Origin of the sequence: Nocardia sp. NPDC050793 (assembly GCF_040654065.1) — a bacterium.
Classification (GTDB): domain Bacteria; phylum Actinomycetota; class Actinomycetes; order Mycobacteriales; family Mycobacteriaceae; genus Nocardia.
The window spans coordinates 843,488-861,576 of record NZ_JBFAHG010000001.1 but is presented as its reverse complement, the minus strand read 5'-3'; the positions used below and the strand labels follow the sequence as shown (position 1 = coordinate 861,576).

Here is an 18,089-nt window from a genome sequence, read left to right as displayed (position 1 = left end):
GTAGCGGTCCTGTGATCCATGCGTGCGATGGGCCGAATGCGCTGGCGAGGAGATTGCGGGTTCATGGCGCGGATCGTAAAGATGCTTCCGAACCAGCAGAAGGTACGGCCGCACAGGTGGGATAAGCGTGTCGACTGCGAGTGGCAAGTTATCCAGGACCCCGACGGATCATCGCTTCTGCATCTGAGTACCTTCGGTTCGAATAACCGAGCGTCGCATCGCAAGAGTAGCCAATCGCTGCAGATCAATCCCGAGATCGGGGCCGAGTTGAGTGCGATCCTCTGTAGGGCATTCGACCTTGAGCCGCCGATCGATGGTGACCGGGAAGAAGGCCGGCTAATTGCAGCGTACCGACGTGACCCGTCGTTGTTCCGCAAGCTCATCGAGAACGACGAGGGCGCGCGCGACGTCGTGGCGATGGCGCATCGAAAGCAGCAGGTCGACAGATTTCGCCGCCTGCTGAAGGACGATGAGTACTTCGATGCGCAAGTCGCCGCATCACCTCGTGTCGGCGAGGAGGGGGTGTGGCAACGCTTCTTCGAAGAGAATCCGTGGATCCTGGGTCTCTCACTAGGTGGCCAACTCTTGACTTCGTGGGATGACAACCGACTAGAGCAGGTCGTAGCAGGATTCTCCATAGCCGGCGTCGGCAAGCGGATCGACGCCCTACTACGGACCGCAGGCCGGATTCGGTCCCTCGTTTTCGCCGAGTTCAAAACGCACCGTGCACCCTTGCTGCGAACAACCGCCTATCGTCCGGGCTGTTGGGTCCCATCGGAGCATTTGTCCGGTGCGGTCGCTCAGGTGCAGGGAACCGTGCATCGCGCCGTCTCGACGATGGGAGAGCGACTGCAGGACAAAGCAACTGATGGAAGCGATCTCCCAGGGGAGTTCACCTATCTGCTCCGTCCGCGTTCGTATGTGGTCGTCGGACAGCTCTCAGGTCTTGTTGGAGAGGGCGGCGGAGACCGCCAGGAAAAGATTCGTTCGTTCGAACTGTTCCGTCGACAGCTCGTCGAGCCCGAAGTGATCACATTCGACGAGTTGTACGCCAGGGCTGAGTGGCTCGTATCGTCCTCGCTCCCCAGCTGAGAGTCCTCGACCACCACCCGAATGCTCGATTCTCCTGTCAGCTTGCTGCTTCGAAGAGCTCGAACCGTTGGGCTAGGCGGTCCTTGGCAGGTCGATCGATCCTGCGAACTGGCGTGATGAGCTGCCTACGGTGCATTTCGCGAAACCCATGGTGGAGCATTGGCCCATCGTCCGGTCCGTTCATCAACTCGTCTCCGACGACTATTTCGTAGTCGGGCGAGATACCGAGCATATTTGCGTCGAAGGCGGCGTGGTGGATCTTGCACAGACACAGGCCATTCGCTACCTCGGGAAGTCCATGCTCGTCGTTGTCGGCAACGATGTGCGCCGCATCCAGCAGCTGCCGGTATCCGAGGCCGCAGATCCCGCACCGGTTGTCGTACGCCACGAGGACCCTTCCCCTGAACTCCGGCTGATGTAGCCGTTGTTTGGCGAGGCGACGCGCGTAGCGCCGTTCGATGGGCGTCAGTTTCTCCGGATCTGGAATCTCTCCGAAGTCCTTGTCCAGCGCGAGTAGGAACCGTCGTCGCTCGTGATCGTCCCGGATGACGTAAACCGGAAACACCGGGACATAGGTTCCGGGACGGATCCATCGAAGCAGGATGACCGGGAGCTGCAGTTCGAAGGCTCGCCGCAATTTTCGGTTGTCGCCGTCCGTGCTACCGTCGCGGTACGAGTAGGCGAACATCGAGTCGCCGATCTCGGCATCCGCGTACTGGCTGCTCGGATTGGACACGATGGACAGTGTCGCCATCAAATCACGTGGGTTCCAGATACCACGGTTCTGGTCGATCAGGCGACGGGTTTCGTTCCCGACCGGGAAAGCCGACAACTCGGCTCGGGTCAAGGCCCCCTTCTCTTCCACTTGCTTGGCGAGATGATCGAAGATCATCTCGCGCAACTCCAACTCGACCCCACGATCCACGTGTGGAGTGTGCCATGTTCACCCTCGCCAGTCACGGTTCGTGAGCGAATCTGCGCCATTCACGTGGGGTGCACCAGATTGGCTAGTGAGGACCTCCAGCGTCGTCGTGTGGCCGCCCCGCTGTCAGACGACCAAGATGCCGGCCGGTCCCGCGTTGAGGGCCAGCGCAGAAGCTAGTATCTCAGCTATCGAGAATGGCCGAGAAGTATTGTGCAGCAAGGTTTCCGTATTACCAACAGCCTGACCTTGCCTGGAGCCGATCAGTACTTCCGTGACGCGTCAGGCTTCATCCCGTCCGTGTCCTCGCGTTCGATCCGTTCGCGGATTCCGCAGGCGGTGCGGTCCTTCGGAATCCGTTCCGGCCACGCGATCACTCCGACCGTCACCGCCAGCGGTAGCCCGATCGCGACAACCCAGCCGAACACGATCACCGCTGACGCTCTGCCGCGTCCAGCCACTCCGCAAGCCTGTCGAGGGACCCGGAGCAGACGACGCTGTGGCAGTTGGACATCTCCCACCCGTACGGTGGTCGGTTCAAGCGCCGGATCGTGAGCGACCTGACAGCGGCACGCGCTGAGAGCGCTTCCAGCGTCGGCCGGATTACGTCGCTCATGCCTGCGCCTCGCTGGAGCTCGGCTCAGGCATGCGCACGGCGCGCTGGCACATGATTCGCTCACTTCGTTCGCTCATGCCGACCGCTTCGGCGGTTCCCACTGCGTCAATGCTTGGGCTACGCGCCGGATCAGCGCAGGCCGGGCAACCGGCGTCGGATACGGGCGTTTGGTCTTCGGTGGGCGCTTCGGCAACGACATGGTTTCCTCCTATTCCCGTTGACAGCACCCGGCACCGGGGAAACCGCCGACCGATGACCTAGTGACTGGACTCACCCGGTGCCGCGTGCGGAATCGAAGCTACGAACAGGCGGCGCCTCGGGTCCATGCCTATGCACAAGAATGCACAGACCGGTGGATACCAGCCCACAATCGGTATTCTTCGGTCAGACTCGGATCTGTCAACGTCATGCAGGTGCATAACTGACAGGAGGACCGACATGGGACTTACGTTCCTTGGCAAAGGTGGAAGTGAAGCCAACGGATGCCCGTCTCTGTACGCCACCGACCACGGTTACTTGGTCCAGGGATGGGAAACCGACGACCCGGGCACAGTCGAAATCCCGCATCTGCTAGCGGGATTCGCCGAACCCGACACGTTCATCGGTGCCACCATGACCGACACCGGCCGGGGCACGTTCACCCTGTCGGGCCGACCGGTGACCGAGCCTGAGACGCTAGCGCAGCTCGAACTGGCCGACGATGAGACGGCTATCGAGGTCGAGAAGAAAGCGAGGACGTTTTACGGTGCTACTGGTCGACGGTGACCCCTGGCCGGAATGGTTCCGTGGGTTGCGACGCAGCGCGTTCCATCTCGAAGTCCGGGACTCGTACGCCGAGCCTGCCGAGAACAATCGTCTGCGAGCGTTCCTCAACGGAGAGCCACCACCGGATGAGCCGCCTGTCCCGTGGCATGGGCTCATGCGGGAAACCACAGACAGAGGCGTATCCGTGAGCCGGGTCCGCGTTGTCACCGTGCCACACACCGGCTACCACCGTTGGTTACTGTCGATCACGGGCCGCAACATCGAATCCGGGGAGGACATCAGGTATCTGCCCCGCCATCTCGCCGGGGAAGTCCCACCAGATGACTGGTGGTTGTTCGATGGCGAACGTGTCGCTTTCAACCTCTCCGACGCAAACGGCAAACCGGCTGGCGCTGCCGTGACCACCGATCCGCCGATCGCGGAGTACTGCCGGGGCGTGCAAGCGCGGCTGTGGGACCTGGCGACGCCGTACTCGGAGTATGTCACCACGTGACGAGTTCGATTCAGCAACAGCGCGAAGCTCTCGGGGGCCGACTCCGGGAGCTTCGCCTTGCCGCGGGCCTATCCGGCGCGGAGCTGGCCCGGCGAAACGGATGGCACCAAACCAAGGTGCCGAAGCTCGAGTACGGGCGAATCAATCCTTCCGACAACGACATTCGCGCATACTGCCACCACACCGGCCACAACGACCAGTTACCGGACCTACTCGCTACCCGCCATAGCATCGAAACCGCCTATCTCGAATGGCGGAAAGTGCTCGGCGTGGGCACCAAGCAGCGGCAACAGGCCCTGGTCAACCTGACCGAGACCGCTCAGATCATCCGGGTATACAACCCGCACTTCATTCCCGGATTTCTCCAGACCGCCGAGTACGCGGCGGTGGTCCTCCAGAACGTGAGCACGTTCTACCAGACACCCAACGATGTAGAGGCTGGTGTCGCGAAACGTCTGGAGCGTCAACAACTCATGTACCGAGGAAACCGCCGTTTTCACTTGCTCGTAGGAGAGCAGGCGCTGTACACAACGGTGGGTACCGATGGTGTGATGGCCGGGCAGCTGGACCGGCTACTTGCTGTAACCGGGCTACCCCGAGTCACGCTCGGGATCGTGCCCGCCACGGCGGGAATACCATTCGCGCCAACGAACTTTTCGATGTTCGATCAGAAGATCGTCCTCGTCGAAGCGATCAGCGCCGAACTGACCGTCACCCAACCTCGGGAGATCGCCCTCTACGGCCGGGCATTCGACACCCTTGCCCGACAGTCGGTCACCGGCGAAGCCGCGCGAAAGCTGATCGGGACAGCACTCGATACCCGGCGTGGCCGCTTCGAACTGAGCTAGCCACACACCTCGTTGCGGCTGCCGTTTGGTGCTATCCGCCGTCCGGCTCTGTGTCGTCGAGCCAACTCGCTCCGCCGCGGTCGCTGATGTACTCACCGCCTGGCGGATTCGCGTATACCTCCCTGAGCGCTGCACGGGCGGCGTGCGAAGCGCTCGCGAGATTGCTGTCCCGAGCGCGCGTCCAGTCGGCCCATGTCCATCCTGACCCTGGATCGACGTGGTACTCGGTAACTGTTCTCGGGGATCCGTCTACGAAAACTTGTATCTCGGTTGGCCCGTCGGGATCCCGGGCGACTACGACTTCGATGGCTGGTGTTGCATCGTCAGGAACGCTGCTGGCGTGTTCGAACATGTCATTCCCCTTCTTGTCGGATCGTGGCTGCTCGAAAGCCGGCCGCTCGCCTCCCGCATGGCTCTCCCTGCTCGATGGTCACCTGCGTGTTCCGCCGATAGAGGTTCGCAGGTGGTGCATGCGCGGATGGCCCGTCAGCGTCTGGGAGATGCGGATCGGCCGGTGCATCTCCGTGTGGTGATCGCGTGTGGGCTCGTCAACGCCCCGCGTGTTTGAACTGCCACGCCGCCACCCCCAAGACCGTGATCCCCACCACCAACGTCCCCAAACCACCCACCATCAACCGCACCGTGATGCGGTGCAGCCGTTCGTATCTCTGCCGGTTCTCGAAGAACTTGTCGGTGGGGAGCGTGTCGCCGATGAAGCAGGATTCGGAGGCTTTGCTGGCGCGGGCGGCGAGGGAGTCGGCGATGCCGCCTGCGGTGAGGGCGAGGACGGCGGTGGCGATGCAGGTGAGTGAGACAGCGGTGAGCGCGACCTGGAACATGGGACCCCCTGGTGCGTGTCGCCGGTGTGCGCGGCGGCTGTTGTGTTGAGTATCAACAGTCTGGCGGTGGGGTCCGACAGGTTATGGTTCCCTCGGCTGTGCCTGGGTGGCGGGTATCTTCGTGATGTGTGAACGGGGTGGGGAACTCAGCGGCGCACTTCGGTGAGCGCGACGGGGCGGCGCTCGGCGCGGGAGAGTTCGCAGGCTTCGGCGATGTAGGAGGCTTCGAGCGCGTCGGCCACCGTGCAGGGGTTGGGCGTGGAGCCGGTGGCGACGGCGACGAAGGTGGCGAGTTCCGCGGTGTAGGCGCGGCGGAACCGTTCCATGAAGCCGGGATACGCGGGGTAGGGCGGGGCGGGGTGGCCGGGTTCGACGGAGCGCAGCGGGGCGCGGTCGTCGAGGCCGACGATGGCGTTGCCGCGCGAGCCGAGGACTTCGAGTCGGACGTCGTAGCCCGCGCCGTTGTAGCGGCTCAGGTTCACCGTGGCGACGGTGCCGTCGTCGAGTGTGAGCAGAGCGGCACCGGTGTCGACATCGTTTGCGGCGGTGAAGAATTCGTCGCCGCGGTTGGCGCCGTGCGCGTAGACCTCGGTGACTTCGCGGCCGGTGACCCAGCGGATGATGTCGAAATCGTGGACCCCGCAGTCGCGGAACAGTCCGCCGGAGCGCCGGATGTAGTCGGCGGGCGGCGGCGCCGGGTCGAGCGTCGTGGCCCGCAGGGTGTGCAGCCAGCCGAGTTCGCCGCTCGCGACGGTCGCGCGGGCGGCGCGGTAGCCGGCGTCGAAGCGGCGTTGGAAGCCGATCTGCACGGGGACCGTGACGTCGCGCAGGTGGTCGAGAACGGCTAGCGTGCCGTCGATGTCGGGGGCGACGGGCTTTTCGCAGAAGACGGGGATGCCGCGGTCGACGGCGGCGGCGATGAGCGCCGGATGGGAGTCGGTGGCGGTGGCGATGACGAGGCCGGTGAGGCCGGCGGCGAGCAGTGTCTGGATGTCGGGGACGGCTTCGACCCCGAGCTTGGCCGCCGCGGCGTGCGCGCGGGTGGTGTCGATGTCGGCGACCAGGACGCGGTCGACCCCGGGGAGTTCGTGCAGCGTTTCGGCGTGCGCCGTGCCGATGCGGCCTACGCCCGCAAGGCCCAACGTGACGGTGGTGCTCATCGATCCTCCTGGTCAGTAAGAATTCGATTGCGTGCCTGGGTATTCGGATCCGGGTGCGGCGGTGGTGCCGCGGACGACGAGCTGGGGCTCCAGTCTGCGGCGGACGGGATCGGTGCGGCCGCCGCGCAGACGTTCGGCGAGCGCCTCCACGGCGAGCCCGCCCATTCGGACGCGCGGCTGGTCGATGGTGGTGAGCGAGATGTGACGCAGCGCGGCCAGTGACGTGTTGTCGTAGCCGACGACCGAGACGTCGTCCGGCACCCGCAGCCCGGCTTCCTCGAGCGCCGACATAGCGCCCACGGCGTTGAAATCGTTGCCGCACACCAGTGCTGTGGGAAAAGCGCTAGGGGAGAAGATCTTCAGCAGCTTGCGCACGCCTTCCATGCCTGCCGAGTCGGTGTGCTCGCTGGAGATGATCATCGGCTCGAGGCCGTGCCGTGCCATGGCCGTCCGGTAGCCGCGGCGGCGGGCGGCGGCGGTGAAGGCGCCGCCGCCGTCCAGGTGCACGATTCGACTGTGGCCGAGGGAAACCAGGTGGTCGACAGCCAGTGCTCCACCGATCTCGCCGTCGTCGTTGACGGTGTCGACACCCGCGATGGTGGAGCCGCGGGACACCAGGACAACCGGAACCTGTTGGGCTGCTTGACGAATCGCGGCAGCTGGCAGGACGGGTGAGAGCAGGATGATCCCGCCGGGGCGAAACGACAGCAGGCTCTCCAGCGCGGTGCGCTCGCGGGCGGCGCTGCGTCGGCCGGTGTTCAGGATCAATTCGAGCCCCGACCGCTGCGCGACGGCGTCCATGCCCTCCACGACGTCGGCGAAGAAGGCGTTGCGGAGATCCGAGACGAGGACGCCGACGATATTGGAGGTGCGGCTGGCCAGCGATCTGGCCATGATGTGCGGCTGATAGCCGAGGTCACGCGCCGCCTCCAGCACGGCGCGGCGCCGGTGCGCGCTGACCTTGGGCGAATCGCGCATGACGAGAGATACCAGTGCCCGCGAGACGCCGGCACGGGCGGCGACGTCCTCCATCGTCGGTCGCGCCATCTCGCCTCCGTCCGCCGTCCCGAGGTGCGGCTCCCGGCCCGTCGAACGCGCGACGCCGGGTGCCGGATCGGACGTTACACGGGTTGGAGCGCTCCAACAATAGAGCGCTCCAACCCGGCTCCGACCGGCTGTCGCGCCGCGCGAAGTTGTCGTGTCGTGCAACGAAATACGAGGTCGCGACAGGGAAGCGCGGATGGGTCGCACCCCTTGACACACTGTGGCCCGCGTTACATAGTTGGAGCGCTCCAAAGCGAGGGCACCTGTTCACCTCGAAGGCCGGAGAGTGCGATGACCGAGTCTCTCTACCCGCTGCGTATCGCGGCCGCGCCGATTTCCTGGGGCGTGTGCGAAGTCCCCGGCTGGGGCCATGTGCTCGACGCCCCCACCGTGCTGGCGGAGATGGCGCGACTCGGCATCACCGCGACCGAGCTCGGCCCGCCCGGCTACCTCCCCGAGGACCCGGCCGCGCTGCGCGCGCTGCTCGACGGCTTCGGCATCCGCGCTGTGGGCGGATTCCTCGCGCTGCCGTTGCACCGTGCGCCCGAGCGTGCGCTGGCGGCGGCGCGGCACGCGGCCGAACTGTTCGCCGCGACCGGCGCCGAGGTCTTGGTGCTGGCCGCCGCCACGGGGTTGGACGGCTACGACCTCCGCCCCCGGCTGAACGCGACCGGGTGGCGGACCCTCCTGCACACCGCCTCGGCCATTCGCGATATCGCAGCCGCGCAGGGACTGCGCACCGCGGTGCATCCGCACGTCGGCACGCAGGTGCAGACCGAGGACGAGGTCGAACGATTCCTCGCGGACTCCGAGCTGGATCTCTGCGTCGATACCGGCCACCTGCTCATCGGCGGAACCGACCCGGTCGCCCTGGCCCGGCGGCATCCGCACCGCATCGGCCATGTCCACCTCAAGGATGTGCGCGCTGACCTCGCGGCCGAAGTGCGAAGTGGCGCAGTGGAATACAGCGAGGCGGTGCGCCGCGGACTGTTTGCGCCGCTCGGCGAGGGCAACGTCGACATCGCCGCGCTGGTGCGCGACGTCCACGCGGCCGGTTACCGCGGCTGGTTCGTCATCGAGCAAGACACGGCGCTGCGGCCGACCGACCCGGTGGAGTCGGCGAGCCGGGACGCGCAACGCAGTCTGCGCTACCTCGCCGATCTGGGCGTCGCCTCGACGTCGGCGCGGATGTAGGAGACCGATCATGCTCGGGGTACCCGGTAGTGGCGCCGAAGGCACTCTGATTCGACGGCTTTCGATGCGCATCGGTCTGTCGCTTGCGGTCGGCGTGATCCTGGCGGCCTGTAGCGGTCCGGGCGCGGATGTCGTCGGCACGACGCAATCACCGGTCGCGGCAGGGGAATTGGAGTCTGTCGCGGTCGTCACCCACGGCAGCGCGGGCGACGCTTTCTGGAACGTCGTCAAGAACGGCGCGGAGGCCGCGGGCAAGGAGCTCGGCGTTGCCGTCCAATACAACTCCTCGGGCGATCCGGGCCAGCAGGCGACACTGATCGACAACGCGGTGGCGCAGGGCGTCGACGGTCTGGTGGTCTCGATGGCCAACCCGGAGGCGCTGCGGCCCTCGGTGGAGCGCGCCGTCGCGGCCGGAATCCCGGTGGTCACCATCAACTCGGGGGAGAGCGAGAGCGCGGCGTACGGTGCGTTTGCGCACGTCGGTCAGAGCGAAGGGCTCGCGGGCCAGGCGGCGGGCAGGCGGCTCGCCGACGCCGGACGCAAGAAGCTGCTGTGCGTCATCCACGAGGCGGGCAACATCGGCGCCAACCAGCGGTGCGACGGCGCCACCCGCGCCTTCGGCAACGGCGCGACGCTCCAGGTGGACATCAACAACCCCACCGACGCGCAATCGCGGATCAAGGGCGCGCTGGAAGCGGATCGCTCCATCGACGCGGTACTGACGCTGAACTCCCAGGTCGCCGCCCGCGCCGTGGACGCGGTGCGGGAATCCCGGTCGGCCGCGACGGTGGCGACCTTCGACCTGAACACCGACGTGGTCGAGGCCATCCGGGCGGGCGCGCTGCTGTTCGCGATCGATCAGCAGCAGTACGAACAGGGATATCTGCCGATCGTGCTGCTCCAGCTGTACCGCACCAACCTGAACACCGTCGGCGGCGGAACGCCGGTGCAGACGGGTCCGGGCTTCGTCGACGCGGACAACGTCGAGGCGGTCGCCGCGCTCGTCGCGCAGGGCACCCGGTGAGGAGCACGGACATGACCACGACGACCCAGGACACCGAGGTCACGCCGTCCGCGCGAACGGAGGGGCCGAGCCTGCTCCAGCGCCTTTCCGTGCGGCCGGAGATCGGTGCCGCGCTCGGCGCGCTGCTGGTGTTCGTGTTCTTCTCGATCGTCACCGATCGCTTCCTCAGCCCGCTCGGTATCGCGACCTGGCTGGACGATGCGTCCACGCTCGGCATCATGGCGGTCGCGGTGGCGCTGTTGATGATCGGCGGCGAATTCGACCTCTCGGCGGGCGTGATGACCGCCTCGACCGCGTTGGTCACGGCACTGCTCGCGGTGCACGCGGGCTGGAACGTCTGGTTCGCGCTGCTGGCCTCGCTGGTGTTCGCGCTGACCGTCGGTGCGTTCAACGGCTGGGTCGTGATGCGCACGGGGTTACCGAGTTTCATCGTCACGCTGGGCACTTTCCTTGCGCTGCAAGGGCTCAACCTCGGCGTCACCCGAGTGGTCACGGGCACTGTGCAGGTGTCGGGCGTGCGCGCGGCGGAGGGCTACGAGTCGGCGGGCTGGGTCTTCGCCGCCACGTTGAACATCGGTGACGCTCGCATCCAGGCCTCGGTGGTGTGGTGGATCGTGCTCACCGCGATCGCCTCGATCATCTTGGTGCGCACCAGGTTCGGCAATTGGATCTTCGCGGTCGGCGGCTCGCTGCCCAGCGCGCGGGCCGTCGGCGTTCCCGCGAACCGGACGAAGATCCTGCTGTTCATGGGAACCGCGTTCGCGGGCTGGGTGGCCGGCTCCTGCAACATCCTGCGCTTCGCGAGCGTGCAGGCCAATCAGGGCGTCGGGCTGGAACTGCACTACATCATCGCGGCCGTGGTCGGCAGCTGCCTGCTCACCGGCGGCTTCGGTTCGGCGATCGGCGCGGCCATCGGCGCGCTCATCTTCGGCATGGCCCGCCAGGGCATCGTGTTCGCGCGCTGGGACAGCGACTGGTTCATGCTGTTCCTCGGCGTCCTGCTGCTGGCCGCGGTGCTGGTGAACAACAGATTCCAGAAGCGAGCCGAAAGGGTACGCCGATGACCGCCACGCTGATCGAGACGATCGACATCGGCAAAAACTACGGCGGCGTCGTCGCGCTGCGCGGGGTGTCGACCGTGGTCAAGGCGGGCGAGGTGACCTGCGTGCTCGGCGACAACGGCGCGGGCAAATCCACGCTCATCAAGATTCTCGCCGGTGTGCACCGGCACGATCAGGGCGAACTGCGCGTCGACGGCGAACCGGTGCGTTTCGACTCGCCGCGCGCCGCATTGGATCGCGGCATTGCGACGGTGTATCAAGACCTCGCCGTGGTGCCATTGATGAGCGTGTGGCGCAACTTCGTGCTCGGCTCGGAGCCGACGGTCGGATACGGGCCGTTCCGGCTGCTGGACCGGAAGTCCGGACGCGAGATCGCGCGAAAGGCACTGGCCGACATGGGAATCGAAATCCCGGACCTGGAGCAGCCGGTCGGCACCCTCTCCGGCGGGCAGCGGCAGTGCGTCGCGATCGCCAGGGCCGTGCACTACGGCGCCAAGGTGCTGATCCTGGACGAGCCGACCGCCGCGCTCGGCGTGAAGCAGGCGGGAATCGTGCTGAAATACGTGGTGCAGGCGCGCGAACGCGGTCTCGGCGTCGTCCTGATCACGCACAACCCGCACCACGCCTACCCCGTCGGCGACCGCTTCCTGCTGCTCGAGCGCGGCGAGGTGCTGGGCGCCCATGAGAAATCCGAAATCGACCTTCCCGAGCTGACCAGGCAGATGGCGGGTGGGGCCGAATTGGACGCGCTGCAACACGAATTGGCGCGGGTGGTCGGCTCGTGACCGCGGCCGCGGGGGCGGGCACGACGGAGGCGCTGACCATCGGCCGCGTCGGCGTCGACCTGTATCCGGAGCAGAGCGGGGTGCCGCTCGCCGAGGTTCGCTCCTTCGCGAAATCGTTGGGCGGCACCGCGACCAACGTCGCCGTGGCCGCCGCGCGCCTCGGCCGTCGCACTGCGGTCCTCACCAAGGTCGGCCCGGATGGCTTCGGCTCCTACGTGCGTGCGGCGCTCACCGAGTTCGGCGTCGCCGCGGAATTCGTCGGCACCGCGCCGAATCTGCTGACGCCCGTGGTCTTCTGCGAGCTGAATCCGCCCGCCGATCCGCCGCTGCTGTTCTATCGCGCCCCGATTGCGCCCGACCTCACCCTGACACCCGACGACGTGCCGTGGGATGTCATCGATTCCGTGCCGCTGCTGTGGGTCACCGGCACCGGTGTGAGCGCCGAACCCGCCCGCGGCACCCAGCGCGCGATCCTGGAGCGGCGTGCCCGGCGCGGGCACACGGTGCTCGACCTGGACTACCGGCCGATGTTCTGGCCCGACGAGGCGACCGCGCGCGCCGAGATCGGCGGGTTGATCGACCACGTGAACGTCGTCGTCGGCAATCGCACCGAGGTAGGCGTTGCGGTCGGCACCGCCGATCCCGACGCGGCGGCCGATCGACTGCTGGCGCGCGGTGTCCGGCTCGCGGTGATCAAACGCGGGGCAGAGGGCGTGCTCGTGGCCACCGCAGGCGAGCGCTGGACAGTGCCGCCGTGCCCGGTGACGGTGGTGTGCGGACTCGGCGCGGGCGACGCTTTCGGCGGCGCGCTGGTCCACGGGCTGCTCGCCGGCTGGGAACCGCACCGGATCGCCACCTATGCCAACGCGGCAGGTGCGCTGGTCGCGTCCCGATTGGCCTGCGCGGACGCCATGCCGACGGCGGCGGAGATCGAGGAGCTGCTGTGCCGATGAACGCCGTTCCGTACCTGACCGACGACCGCTGGGCCGAGCTGCTGCGGATGCGAGCCAAGGACCCCGGGGCCGTCGAGCGCGCCTACGCCAAGCGGATTCGGCGCGCGAGCGTGCTGTCGGACCGCGAGACGCTGTTCCTGGTGGCCGCCGACCATCCCGCTCGCGGCGCGCTCGGCGTCGGCTCGGACCGCACCGCGATGGCCGACCGGCGCATGCTCCTGGAGCGGCTGCTGATCGCGTTGGCCGATCCTGCTGTAGACGGCGTGCTCGGCTCGCCCGACGTGGTCGAGGAACTGCTGCTGCTCGACGCGCTCGACGACAAGGTGGTGATCGGCTCGATGAACCGCGGCGGCCTGGCGGGCGCGGAGTGGGAGATCGACGACCGGTTCACCGGCTACGACGCCGACGCGCTCGTCCGCTGCCGCCTCGACGGCGGCAAAATGCTCCTGCGCCTCGTCGATTCGGATCCCGGTACGGTGCCCACCCTGCACGCTTGCGCGCAGGCGGTTTCCGAGCTGGCGGCGCACGGTCTGATGGCGATGGTGGAGCCGCTGCCGTATCACCGCGACGAATCCGGCGCGCTGGTGATGAGCAAGGACGCGCCCTCCCTGGCGCGGGCGATCACGGTCGCCTCCGGTCTCGGCGTCACCTCCGCCTACACCTGGCTGAAAATCCCCGCGCCCGAGGACAGTTCGGTGCTGGATGCCACGACACTGCCGGTGGTGGTGCTCGGCGGCGTGCCCTCCGAAGACCCGGCGGCGGACCTGGCCGCATGGGACGACGCGCTGCACCACGACGTGGTGCGCGGCCTGGTGGTCGGGCGCACCCTGCTGTATCCGCCGGACGGCGATGTCGCCGCCGCCGTCGACGCGGCGGCCCGCATGCTGAAGGCGTCCCGATGACGAAGGAGTCCCGATGACATTGCATCGTCCGGCCGGGACACTGTCCGACGGCCGAGATCCGGTCCGGTTGACCGCCGAGGACGCCGGGTGGCGCTACACCGGCCTGCGCGTGGTGACGGTCGCGCCGGGCGAGACCAGAACGCTGTCCACCGGCGAGTACGAGGCGTTCGTCCTGCCGCTCTCCGGTTCGTGCGTCGTCCGCGTCGACGGAATCGTCCTCGAATTGGCCGGGCGCGCTTCGGTCTTCCACCGCGTGACGGACTTCGCGTACGTGCCGCGCGACGCCGAAGCGGAGATCTCCAGCGGCGACGGTGTGCTGCTCGCCATGCCCATGGCCAAGTGCACGCGGCGGCTCGCGCCGAAATACGGTCCGGCCGAGGATGTTCCGATCGAGGTCAGGGGCGCGGGCCGGGCCACCAGGCAGGTCAACAACTTCGGCGTGCCCGGTGTGTGGGAGCACGCGGACAAGCTCAACGCCTGCGAACTGATCACGCCGGACGGCAACTGGTCGTCGTATCCGCCGCACAAGCACGACGAGGCGAGCGAGTGCGAGGTGGTCAACGAGGAGATCTACTACTTCCGCATCGCGGGCCGCGACGGCGTCACGCCGTCCCGGGAGGGTTTCGGCCTGCACCGGAACTACACCGCCGACGGCGCGGTGGACGAGAACGCGGCAGTGCGCGACGGCGACGTCTTCCTCATACCGCGCGGCTACCACGGTCCCTGCGTCGCCGCGCCCGGCTATCCCATGTACTACCTCAATGTGCTGGCCGGTCCGGCGCCCGAACGGTCGATGGCCTTCTGCGACGATCCTGCGCACGCCTGGGTCCGGGACGGCTGGGCGGAGGAGCCGACCGACCCGCGTTGCCCGGTCACCGGCCCGGAAGGACGGTCGTCATGGAGCTGACCACCGCCCAGGCCCTGGTGGCCTGGATCGTCGCACAGCGCTCGGAGACGCTGGATGGGGCGGAGGTGCCGCTCTTCCCGGTGGCCTTCGCGATCTTCGGGCACGGCAATGTGCTCGGCCTCGGCACCGCGCTGCACGAGCGCCGCGACGAGCTGCCCGTCTGGCGAGGACACACCGAGCAGGGGATGGCGCTGGCGGCGGTCGGGTACGCCAAGGCCACCCACCGGCGTCAGGTTGGCGTCGCCACGTCCTCCATCGGTCCCGGCGCGCTGAACATGGTCACCGCGGCCGGGGTCGCGCACGCGAATCGGCTGCCGCTCCTGCTGCTCCCTGGCGACACTTTCACCGGACGCGCGCCCGACCCGGTGCTGCAACAGGTGGAGCACTTCGGCGACGCGACCGCGACGGTGAACGACGCCTTCCGCGCGGTGAGCCGATACTTCGACCGGATCACCGGACCCGAACAGCTGATCGCGACGTTGCCGCAGGTGGCGCGCGTGCTGACCGATCCAGCCGACGCCGGACCCGTCACCCTGGCGCTGCCCCAGGACGTGCAGGCCGAGACCTTCGACTTCCCGGACGCGCTGTTCGCACCGGTACTGCATCGCGTGCCGCGACCGCGTCCCGATCTGCGCGCACTGCGCGAGGCCGCCGCCGTCCTGCGCACCGCGCGGCGGCCGCTGCTGATCGTCGGCGGCGGGGTGCGCTATTCCGGTGCGGGCCCGCTGGCGGTGAAATTCGCCGAGCGGCACGGGATTCCGATCACCGAGACCACCGCGGGCCGGACCCTGGTACCCCACGATCACCCGCTCCACGCGGGGCCGCTCGGCATCACCGGCTCGGCCTCGGCGAACGCGCTCGCCGCCGACGCGGATCTGGTGCTCGCCGTCGGTACCCGGCTACAGGATTTCACCACCGCCTCGTGGACGGTCTTCGCGCCCGACGTCCGCTTGGTCACCGTCAACGCGGCCCGCTTCGACGCGGTGAAGCACGGTGCGCTGCCGATCGTCGGCGATGCGGCGGCCACTCTCACCGAGCTGGACGAGCAGCTGTCGGGGTGGACGGCCCCCGCGGACTGGTCCGGGCGCGCGGCGGTGCTGCGCGAGACCTGGGACGCAGGGATCGACAAGCTGCGCGCGCCGACGCCGGGGACGCCCAGCTACGCGCAGGTGGTCGGCATCGTCAACGAGCTTTCCGCGCCGGAGGACTACGTCATGACCGCTTCCGGCGGCTTGCCCGGCGAGCTGATCGGCGGCTGGCGCGCCCCGGGAGGAGCGCCGAGCATGGACGTCGAGTACGGATTCTCGTGTATGGGTTACGAACTCGCGGGCGCGTGGGGCGCCGCCATGGCGCACCGGCCCGGTCTGGTCACCACACTGCTCGGCGACGGCTCCTATTTGATGCTGAATTCGGAGCTGTTCTCGGCCGCCTTCGCCGGGCATCCGTTCGTCGCAGTGGTGTGCGACAACGACGGCTACGCGGTGATCGCGCGGCTGCAGGAGGGGCAGGGCGGCGCGGCGTTCAACAATCAGTACGCGGACTGCCGGACCACCCTCGCCGACCCGCCGCGGGTCGATTTCGCGGCGCACGCGGCGGCGCTCGGTTGCTCGATATTCGCTGCACGTAGTACCGACCAGTTTCGGACCGCCTACGCGGCAGCCAGGGCGGCCGCGGTCACGGCGTCGCGTCCCGCGGTCGTCGTGGTGCGCACGCGGGCGGGCGACTGGACCGATGCGGGTGCGTGGTGGGAAGTCGGTGTACCGCAATATCTTTCCGGTCGCGACGAGTACGAGGTGAACAAGCCCGCTCAGCTGCGCTATGTGCGCGGGCGATGACGACTGCGGGCGATCGCCCGCACCGGCTGGGATGCCGGCCTGTTCGCTGGGCGGTCGATGGCAGTCCGGTAAGACGCCGACCACGAGATTCGTTGAATAGCTCACAGTAGGTGGTGCCGAATGTGGAGAAATTCGTCCGATGATGGCATTGTGGATCTACGAGACCGGGGTGTCTATGCAAGTCCCTGGCTCGTCAACAGAAAGTATGAAATGGCTCAAGGCATTGTTAAGTGGTTCAACAGCGAGAAGGGCTTCGGCTTCATTGCACAGGACGGCGGCGGTCCCGACGTCTTCGTGCACTACTCGGCTGTGAGCGGCTCGGGTTTCCGGTCCCTCGATGAGGGGCAGCGCGTGGAGTTCGAGATCGGCCAGGGACAGAAGGGTCCGCAGGCCCAGGACGTCCGCGTCGTCGCCTGATTCGACACGCACTTCGAGGCTCCGCACCGGTTCGGTGCGGGGCCTCTCGTCGTTCCAGGCCAGGTAACGCCCCTGGGGCCGCAGGGTGATGGACCGATCGGCCTCGGCCGGTGTACCCTTCCCCGGTTCTGCGCGTTCGGAGAAGGTACGGCGTATGGCCCAGGGCACAGTGATGTGGTTCGACACCGAAAAGGGTTTCGGTTTCATCGCCCAAGACGATGGCGGCAAGGACGTGTTCGTGGATTACCTGGACCTGGAGGGTTCGGGGTTCCGGTCCTTGGCGGCCGGGCAGCGGGTGGAGTTCGAGCTGCGCCAGAGCAAGTCCGGTCCGGAAGCGATCGGCGTGCGCGTCATCGGCTGAACGTACCCTCGCCTTCCCGCGCGGTCTGTCGACGAACTCCGTTCGGTCGCGTCTACCGGACCGATAGTGCTTGCGCGCGGAAGAACTCCGCGGTCAGCTCCCGCGCACGTTCCGGATCCTGGGGCGCGGTGCGCGGGAAAGCGTCCGCGGCGCCGTCGAATTCGCTCGCGATGAAGTCGGCTATCGGCGCCGGCACGCCTCCGCTGCCCATTTCCCTTGTCCGCGATTTGAGTTCGGTGAGCTCGGACACGGCCGCGACCAAGTCGGCGGGCAGCTCGCACTGCGCCAGCAGCGTCGGCAGGTGCATCGGGGCCACCGCCGCTTCGGGATGCTCCCGCAGCCACCGCAGCGCCATCGCCGGGCGCAGTGCGTAGAAGACCTTCTTCAGGGATCGGTTGCGGTCGAACAGTTCCCACTGTCGCGCGCCCAGATGCAGGTAGTGCCGCGCCACCTTGTCGCGAGCGGCGACCTGTTCGGCCAGCTCCTGCAACTCGGCGCGAAATCGCGCGTCGCCCCGGTACACGATCGGCGACATCAGCCATTCGATCAGCACCGCGTTGCCCTTGACCAGCAACCGCAGCGCCTTACCGAGATCCCAGCCGTTCACATCGAGCAAGCCGACCAGTGGCGTCTCGATCACATCGCGCGTGCGCCAGGGCGACAGGTAGGTGTCCAGCCCCGCCACGTACACGAACCGGCAGTCGTAGTCGGAGTCCGGCGACGGGAAACCCCAGGCGCGGCTGCCGCTTTCGATGGCCAGCCGCACGCTCACCCGATGCTCGCGCTCGATCCGGTCCAGCTCGGCGTCGACCGACCCGACCACCGTCGGATCCATCGACTCGGGAACAGCGCGCAACGACATGCGCCGATG

The 18,089-nt window shown here is 67.5% G+C and carries 20 protein-coding genes; 14 read left to right on the top strand and 6 right to left on the bottom strand.

From position 1 onward, the window contains the following. Positions 1-63: 63 nt before the first annotated feature. Positions 64-1,092 carry a Shedu immune nuclease family protein gene (locus AB0H50_RS03920; protein ID WP_357446275.1) on the top strand — a complete coding sequence of 343 codons (1,029 nt, stop codon included), beginning with the start codon at positions 64-66 and terminating at the stop codon, positions 1,090-1,092. A 37-nt stretch (positions 1,093-1,129) separates the two neighbouring features. Here AB0H50_RS03920 and AB0H50_RS03915 read toward each other — a convergent pair whose 3' ends face one another. Both AB0H50_RS03915 and AB0H50_RS03910 read right to left on the bottom strand, forming a co-directional pair. Beyond that, entirely contained in the window at positions 1,130-2,017 is an 888-nt protein-coding gene (locus tag AB0H50_RS03915) for an HNH endonuclease (RefSeq protein WP_357446272.1), read from the bottom strand. 260 nt (positions 2,018-2,277) lie between these two features. Then, on the bottom strand, positions 2,278-2,475 hold the full coding sequence (locus tag AB0H50_RS03910; RefSeq protein ID WP_357446269.1) for a hypothetical protein: 198 nt from the start codon (positions 2,473-2,475) through the stop codon (positions 2,278-2,280). 593 nt (positions 2,476-3,068) lie between these two features. Between AB0H50_RS03910 and AB0H50_RS03905 the strand changes: the two genes are divergently transcribed. From AB0H50_RS03905 to AB0H50_RS03895, 3 genes are read left to right on the top strand one after another with little or no spacing between them, the layout of a single operon-like run. Further along, positions 3,069-3,395, top strand: a complete 327-nt coding sequence (locus tag AB0H50_RS03905; RefSeq protein WP_357446266.1) for a hypothetical protein — start codon at positions 3,069-3,071, stop codon at positions 3,393-3,395. Next, positions 3,376-3,888 (top strand): DUF6879 family protein, encoded by a 513-nt coding sequence (locus tag AB0H50_RS03900; RefSeq protein ID WP_357446263.1) that lies wholly within the window; start codon positions 3,376-3,378, stop codon positions 3,886-3,888. The genes AB0H50_RS03905 and AB0H50_RS03900 overlap by 20 nt, the downstream gene beginning before the upstream one ends. Further along, positions 3,885-4,736 carry a helix-turn-helix transcriptional regulator gene (locus AB0H50_RS03895; RefSeq protein ID WP_357446260.1) on the top strand — a complete coding sequence of 284 codons (852 nt, stop codon included), beginning with the start codon at positions 3,885-3,887 and terminating at the stop codon, positions 4,734-4,736. The genes AB0H50_RS03900 and AB0H50_RS03895 overlap by 4 nt, the downstream gene beginning before the upstream one ends. A 548-nt stretch (positions 4,737-5,284) precedes the next feature. Here AB0H50_RS03895 and AB0H50_RS03890 read toward each other — a convergent pair. The 3 genes from AB0H50_RS03890 to AB0H50_RS03880 all read right to left on the bottom strand — a co-directional run bounded on the left by AB0H50_RS03890 (position 5,285) and on the right by AB0H50_RS03880 (position 7,782). Continuing rightward, entirely contained in the window at positions 5,285-5,575 is a 291-nt protein-coding gene (locus AB0H50_RS03890; RefSeq protein WP_357446257.1) for a hypothetical protein, read from the bottom strand. Positions 5,576-5,721: 146 nt separating this feature from the next. After that, positions 5,722-6,735: a Gfo/Idh/MocA family oxidoreductase gene (locus AB0H50_RS03885; protein ID WP_357446254.1), complete on the bottom strand. Its 1,014-nt coding sequence runs from the start codon at positions 6,733-6,735 to the stop codon at positions 5,722-5,724. A gap of 12 nt (positions 6,736-6,747) precedes the next feature. Further along, positions 6,748-7,782 carry a LacI family DNA-binding transcriptional regulator gene (locus AB0H50_RS03880; RefSeq protein WP_357446251.1) on the bottom strand — a complete coding sequence of 345 codons (1,035 nt, stop codon included), beginning with the start codon at positions 7,780-7,782 and terminating at the stop codon, positions 6,748-6,750. A gap of 288 nt (positions 7,783-8,070) precedes the next feature. Here AB0H50_RS03880 and AB0H50_RS03875 point away from each other — a divergent pair, with 288 nt between their 5' ends. From AB0H50_RS03875 to AB0H50_RS03830, 10 genes are all read left to right on the top strand, one after another. Beyond that, positions 8,071-8,973, top strand: a complete 903-nt coding sequence (locus AB0H50_RS03875; RefSeq protein WP_357446248.1) for a TIM barrel protein — start codon at positions 8,071-8,073, stop codon at positions 8,971-8,973. Between the two features lie 10 nt (positions 8,974-8,983). Then, positions 8,984-9,997, top strand: coding sequence for a sugar ABC transporter substrate-binding protein (locus AB0H50_RS03870; protein ID WP_357446245.1), 1,014 nt, complete (start codon positions 8,984-8,986; stop codon positions 9,995-9,997). Between the two features lie 11 nt (positions 9,998-10,008). After that, positions 10,009-11,061: an ABC transporter permease gene (locus AB0H50_RS03865; protein WP_357446242.1), complete on the top strand. Its 1,053-nt coding sequence runs from the start codon at positions 10,009-10,011 to the stop codon at positions 11,059-11,061. Beyond that, positions 11,058-11,843: an ATP-binding cassette domain-containing protein gene (locus tag AB0H50_RS03860; RefSeq protein ID WP_357446239.1), complete on the top strand. Its 786-nt coding sequence runs from the start codon at positions 11,058-11,060 to the stop codon at positions 11,841-11,843. The genes AB0H50_RS03865 and AB0H50_RS03860 overlap by 4 nt, the downstream gene beginning before the upstream one ends. Next, positions 11,840-12,796 (top strand): 5-dehydro-2-deoxygluconokinase, encoded by a 957-nt coding sequence (gene iolC, locus AB0H50_RS03855; protein WP_357446236.1) that lies wholly within the window; start codon positions 11,840-11,842, stop codon positions 12,794-12,796. Before AB0H50_RS03860 ends, iolC begins: the two co-directional genes overlap by 4 nt. Further along, positions 12,793-13,698 (top strand): aldolase, encoded by a 906-nt coding sequence (locus tag AB0H50_RS03850; RefSeq protein ID WP_357446233.1) that lies wholly within the window; start codon positions 12,793-12,795, stop codon positions 13,696-13,698. Before iolC ends, AB0H50_RS03850 begins: the two co-directional genes overlap by 4 nt. 13 nt (positions 13,699-13,711) lie before the next feature. After that, positions 13,712-14,605: a 5-deoxy-glucuronate isomerase gene (iolB, locus tag AB0H50_RS03845; RefSeq protein ID WP_357446230.1), complete on the top strand. Its 894-nt coding sequence runs from the start codon at positions 13,712-13,714 to the stop codon at positions 14,603-14,605. Then, positions 14,596-16,440, top strand: a complete 1,845-nt coding sequence (gene iolD, locus AB0H50_RS03840; RefSeq protein ID WP_357446227.1) for a 3D-(3,5/4)-trihydroxycyclohexane-1,2-dione acylhydrolase (decyclizing) — start codon at positions 14,596-14,598, stop codon at positions 16,438-16,440. The genes iolB and iolD overlap by 10 nt, the downstream gene beginning before the upstream one ends. Positions 16,441-16,650: 210 nt before the next feature. Further along, a complete protein-coding gene (locus AB0H50_RS03835; RefSeq protein ID WP_011210759.1) occupies positions 16,651-16,857 on the top strand; it encodes a cold-shock protein in 207 nt (68 codons plus the stop codon). 154 nt (positions 16,858-17,011) lie between these two features. Continuing rightward, the gene (locus AB0H50_RS03830; protein ID WP_357446224.1) at positions 17,012-17,218 is read left to right on the top strand and encodes a cold-shock protein; all 207 of its coding nucleotides are present in this window, start codon (positions 17,012-17,014) and stop codon (positions 17,216-17,218) included. Positions 17,219-17,270: 52 nt separating this feature from the next. Here AB0H50_RS03830 and AB0H50_RS03825 read toward each other — a convergent pair whose 3' ends face one another. After that, the gene (locus AB0H50_RS03825; protein ID WP_357446221.1) at positions 17,271-18,080 is read right to left on the bottom strand and encodes a nucleotidyltransferase domain-containing protein; all 810 of its coding nucleotides are present in this window, start codon (positions 18,078-18,080) and stop codon (positions 17,271-17,273) included. Positions 18,081-18,089: the final 9 nt, after the last annotated feature.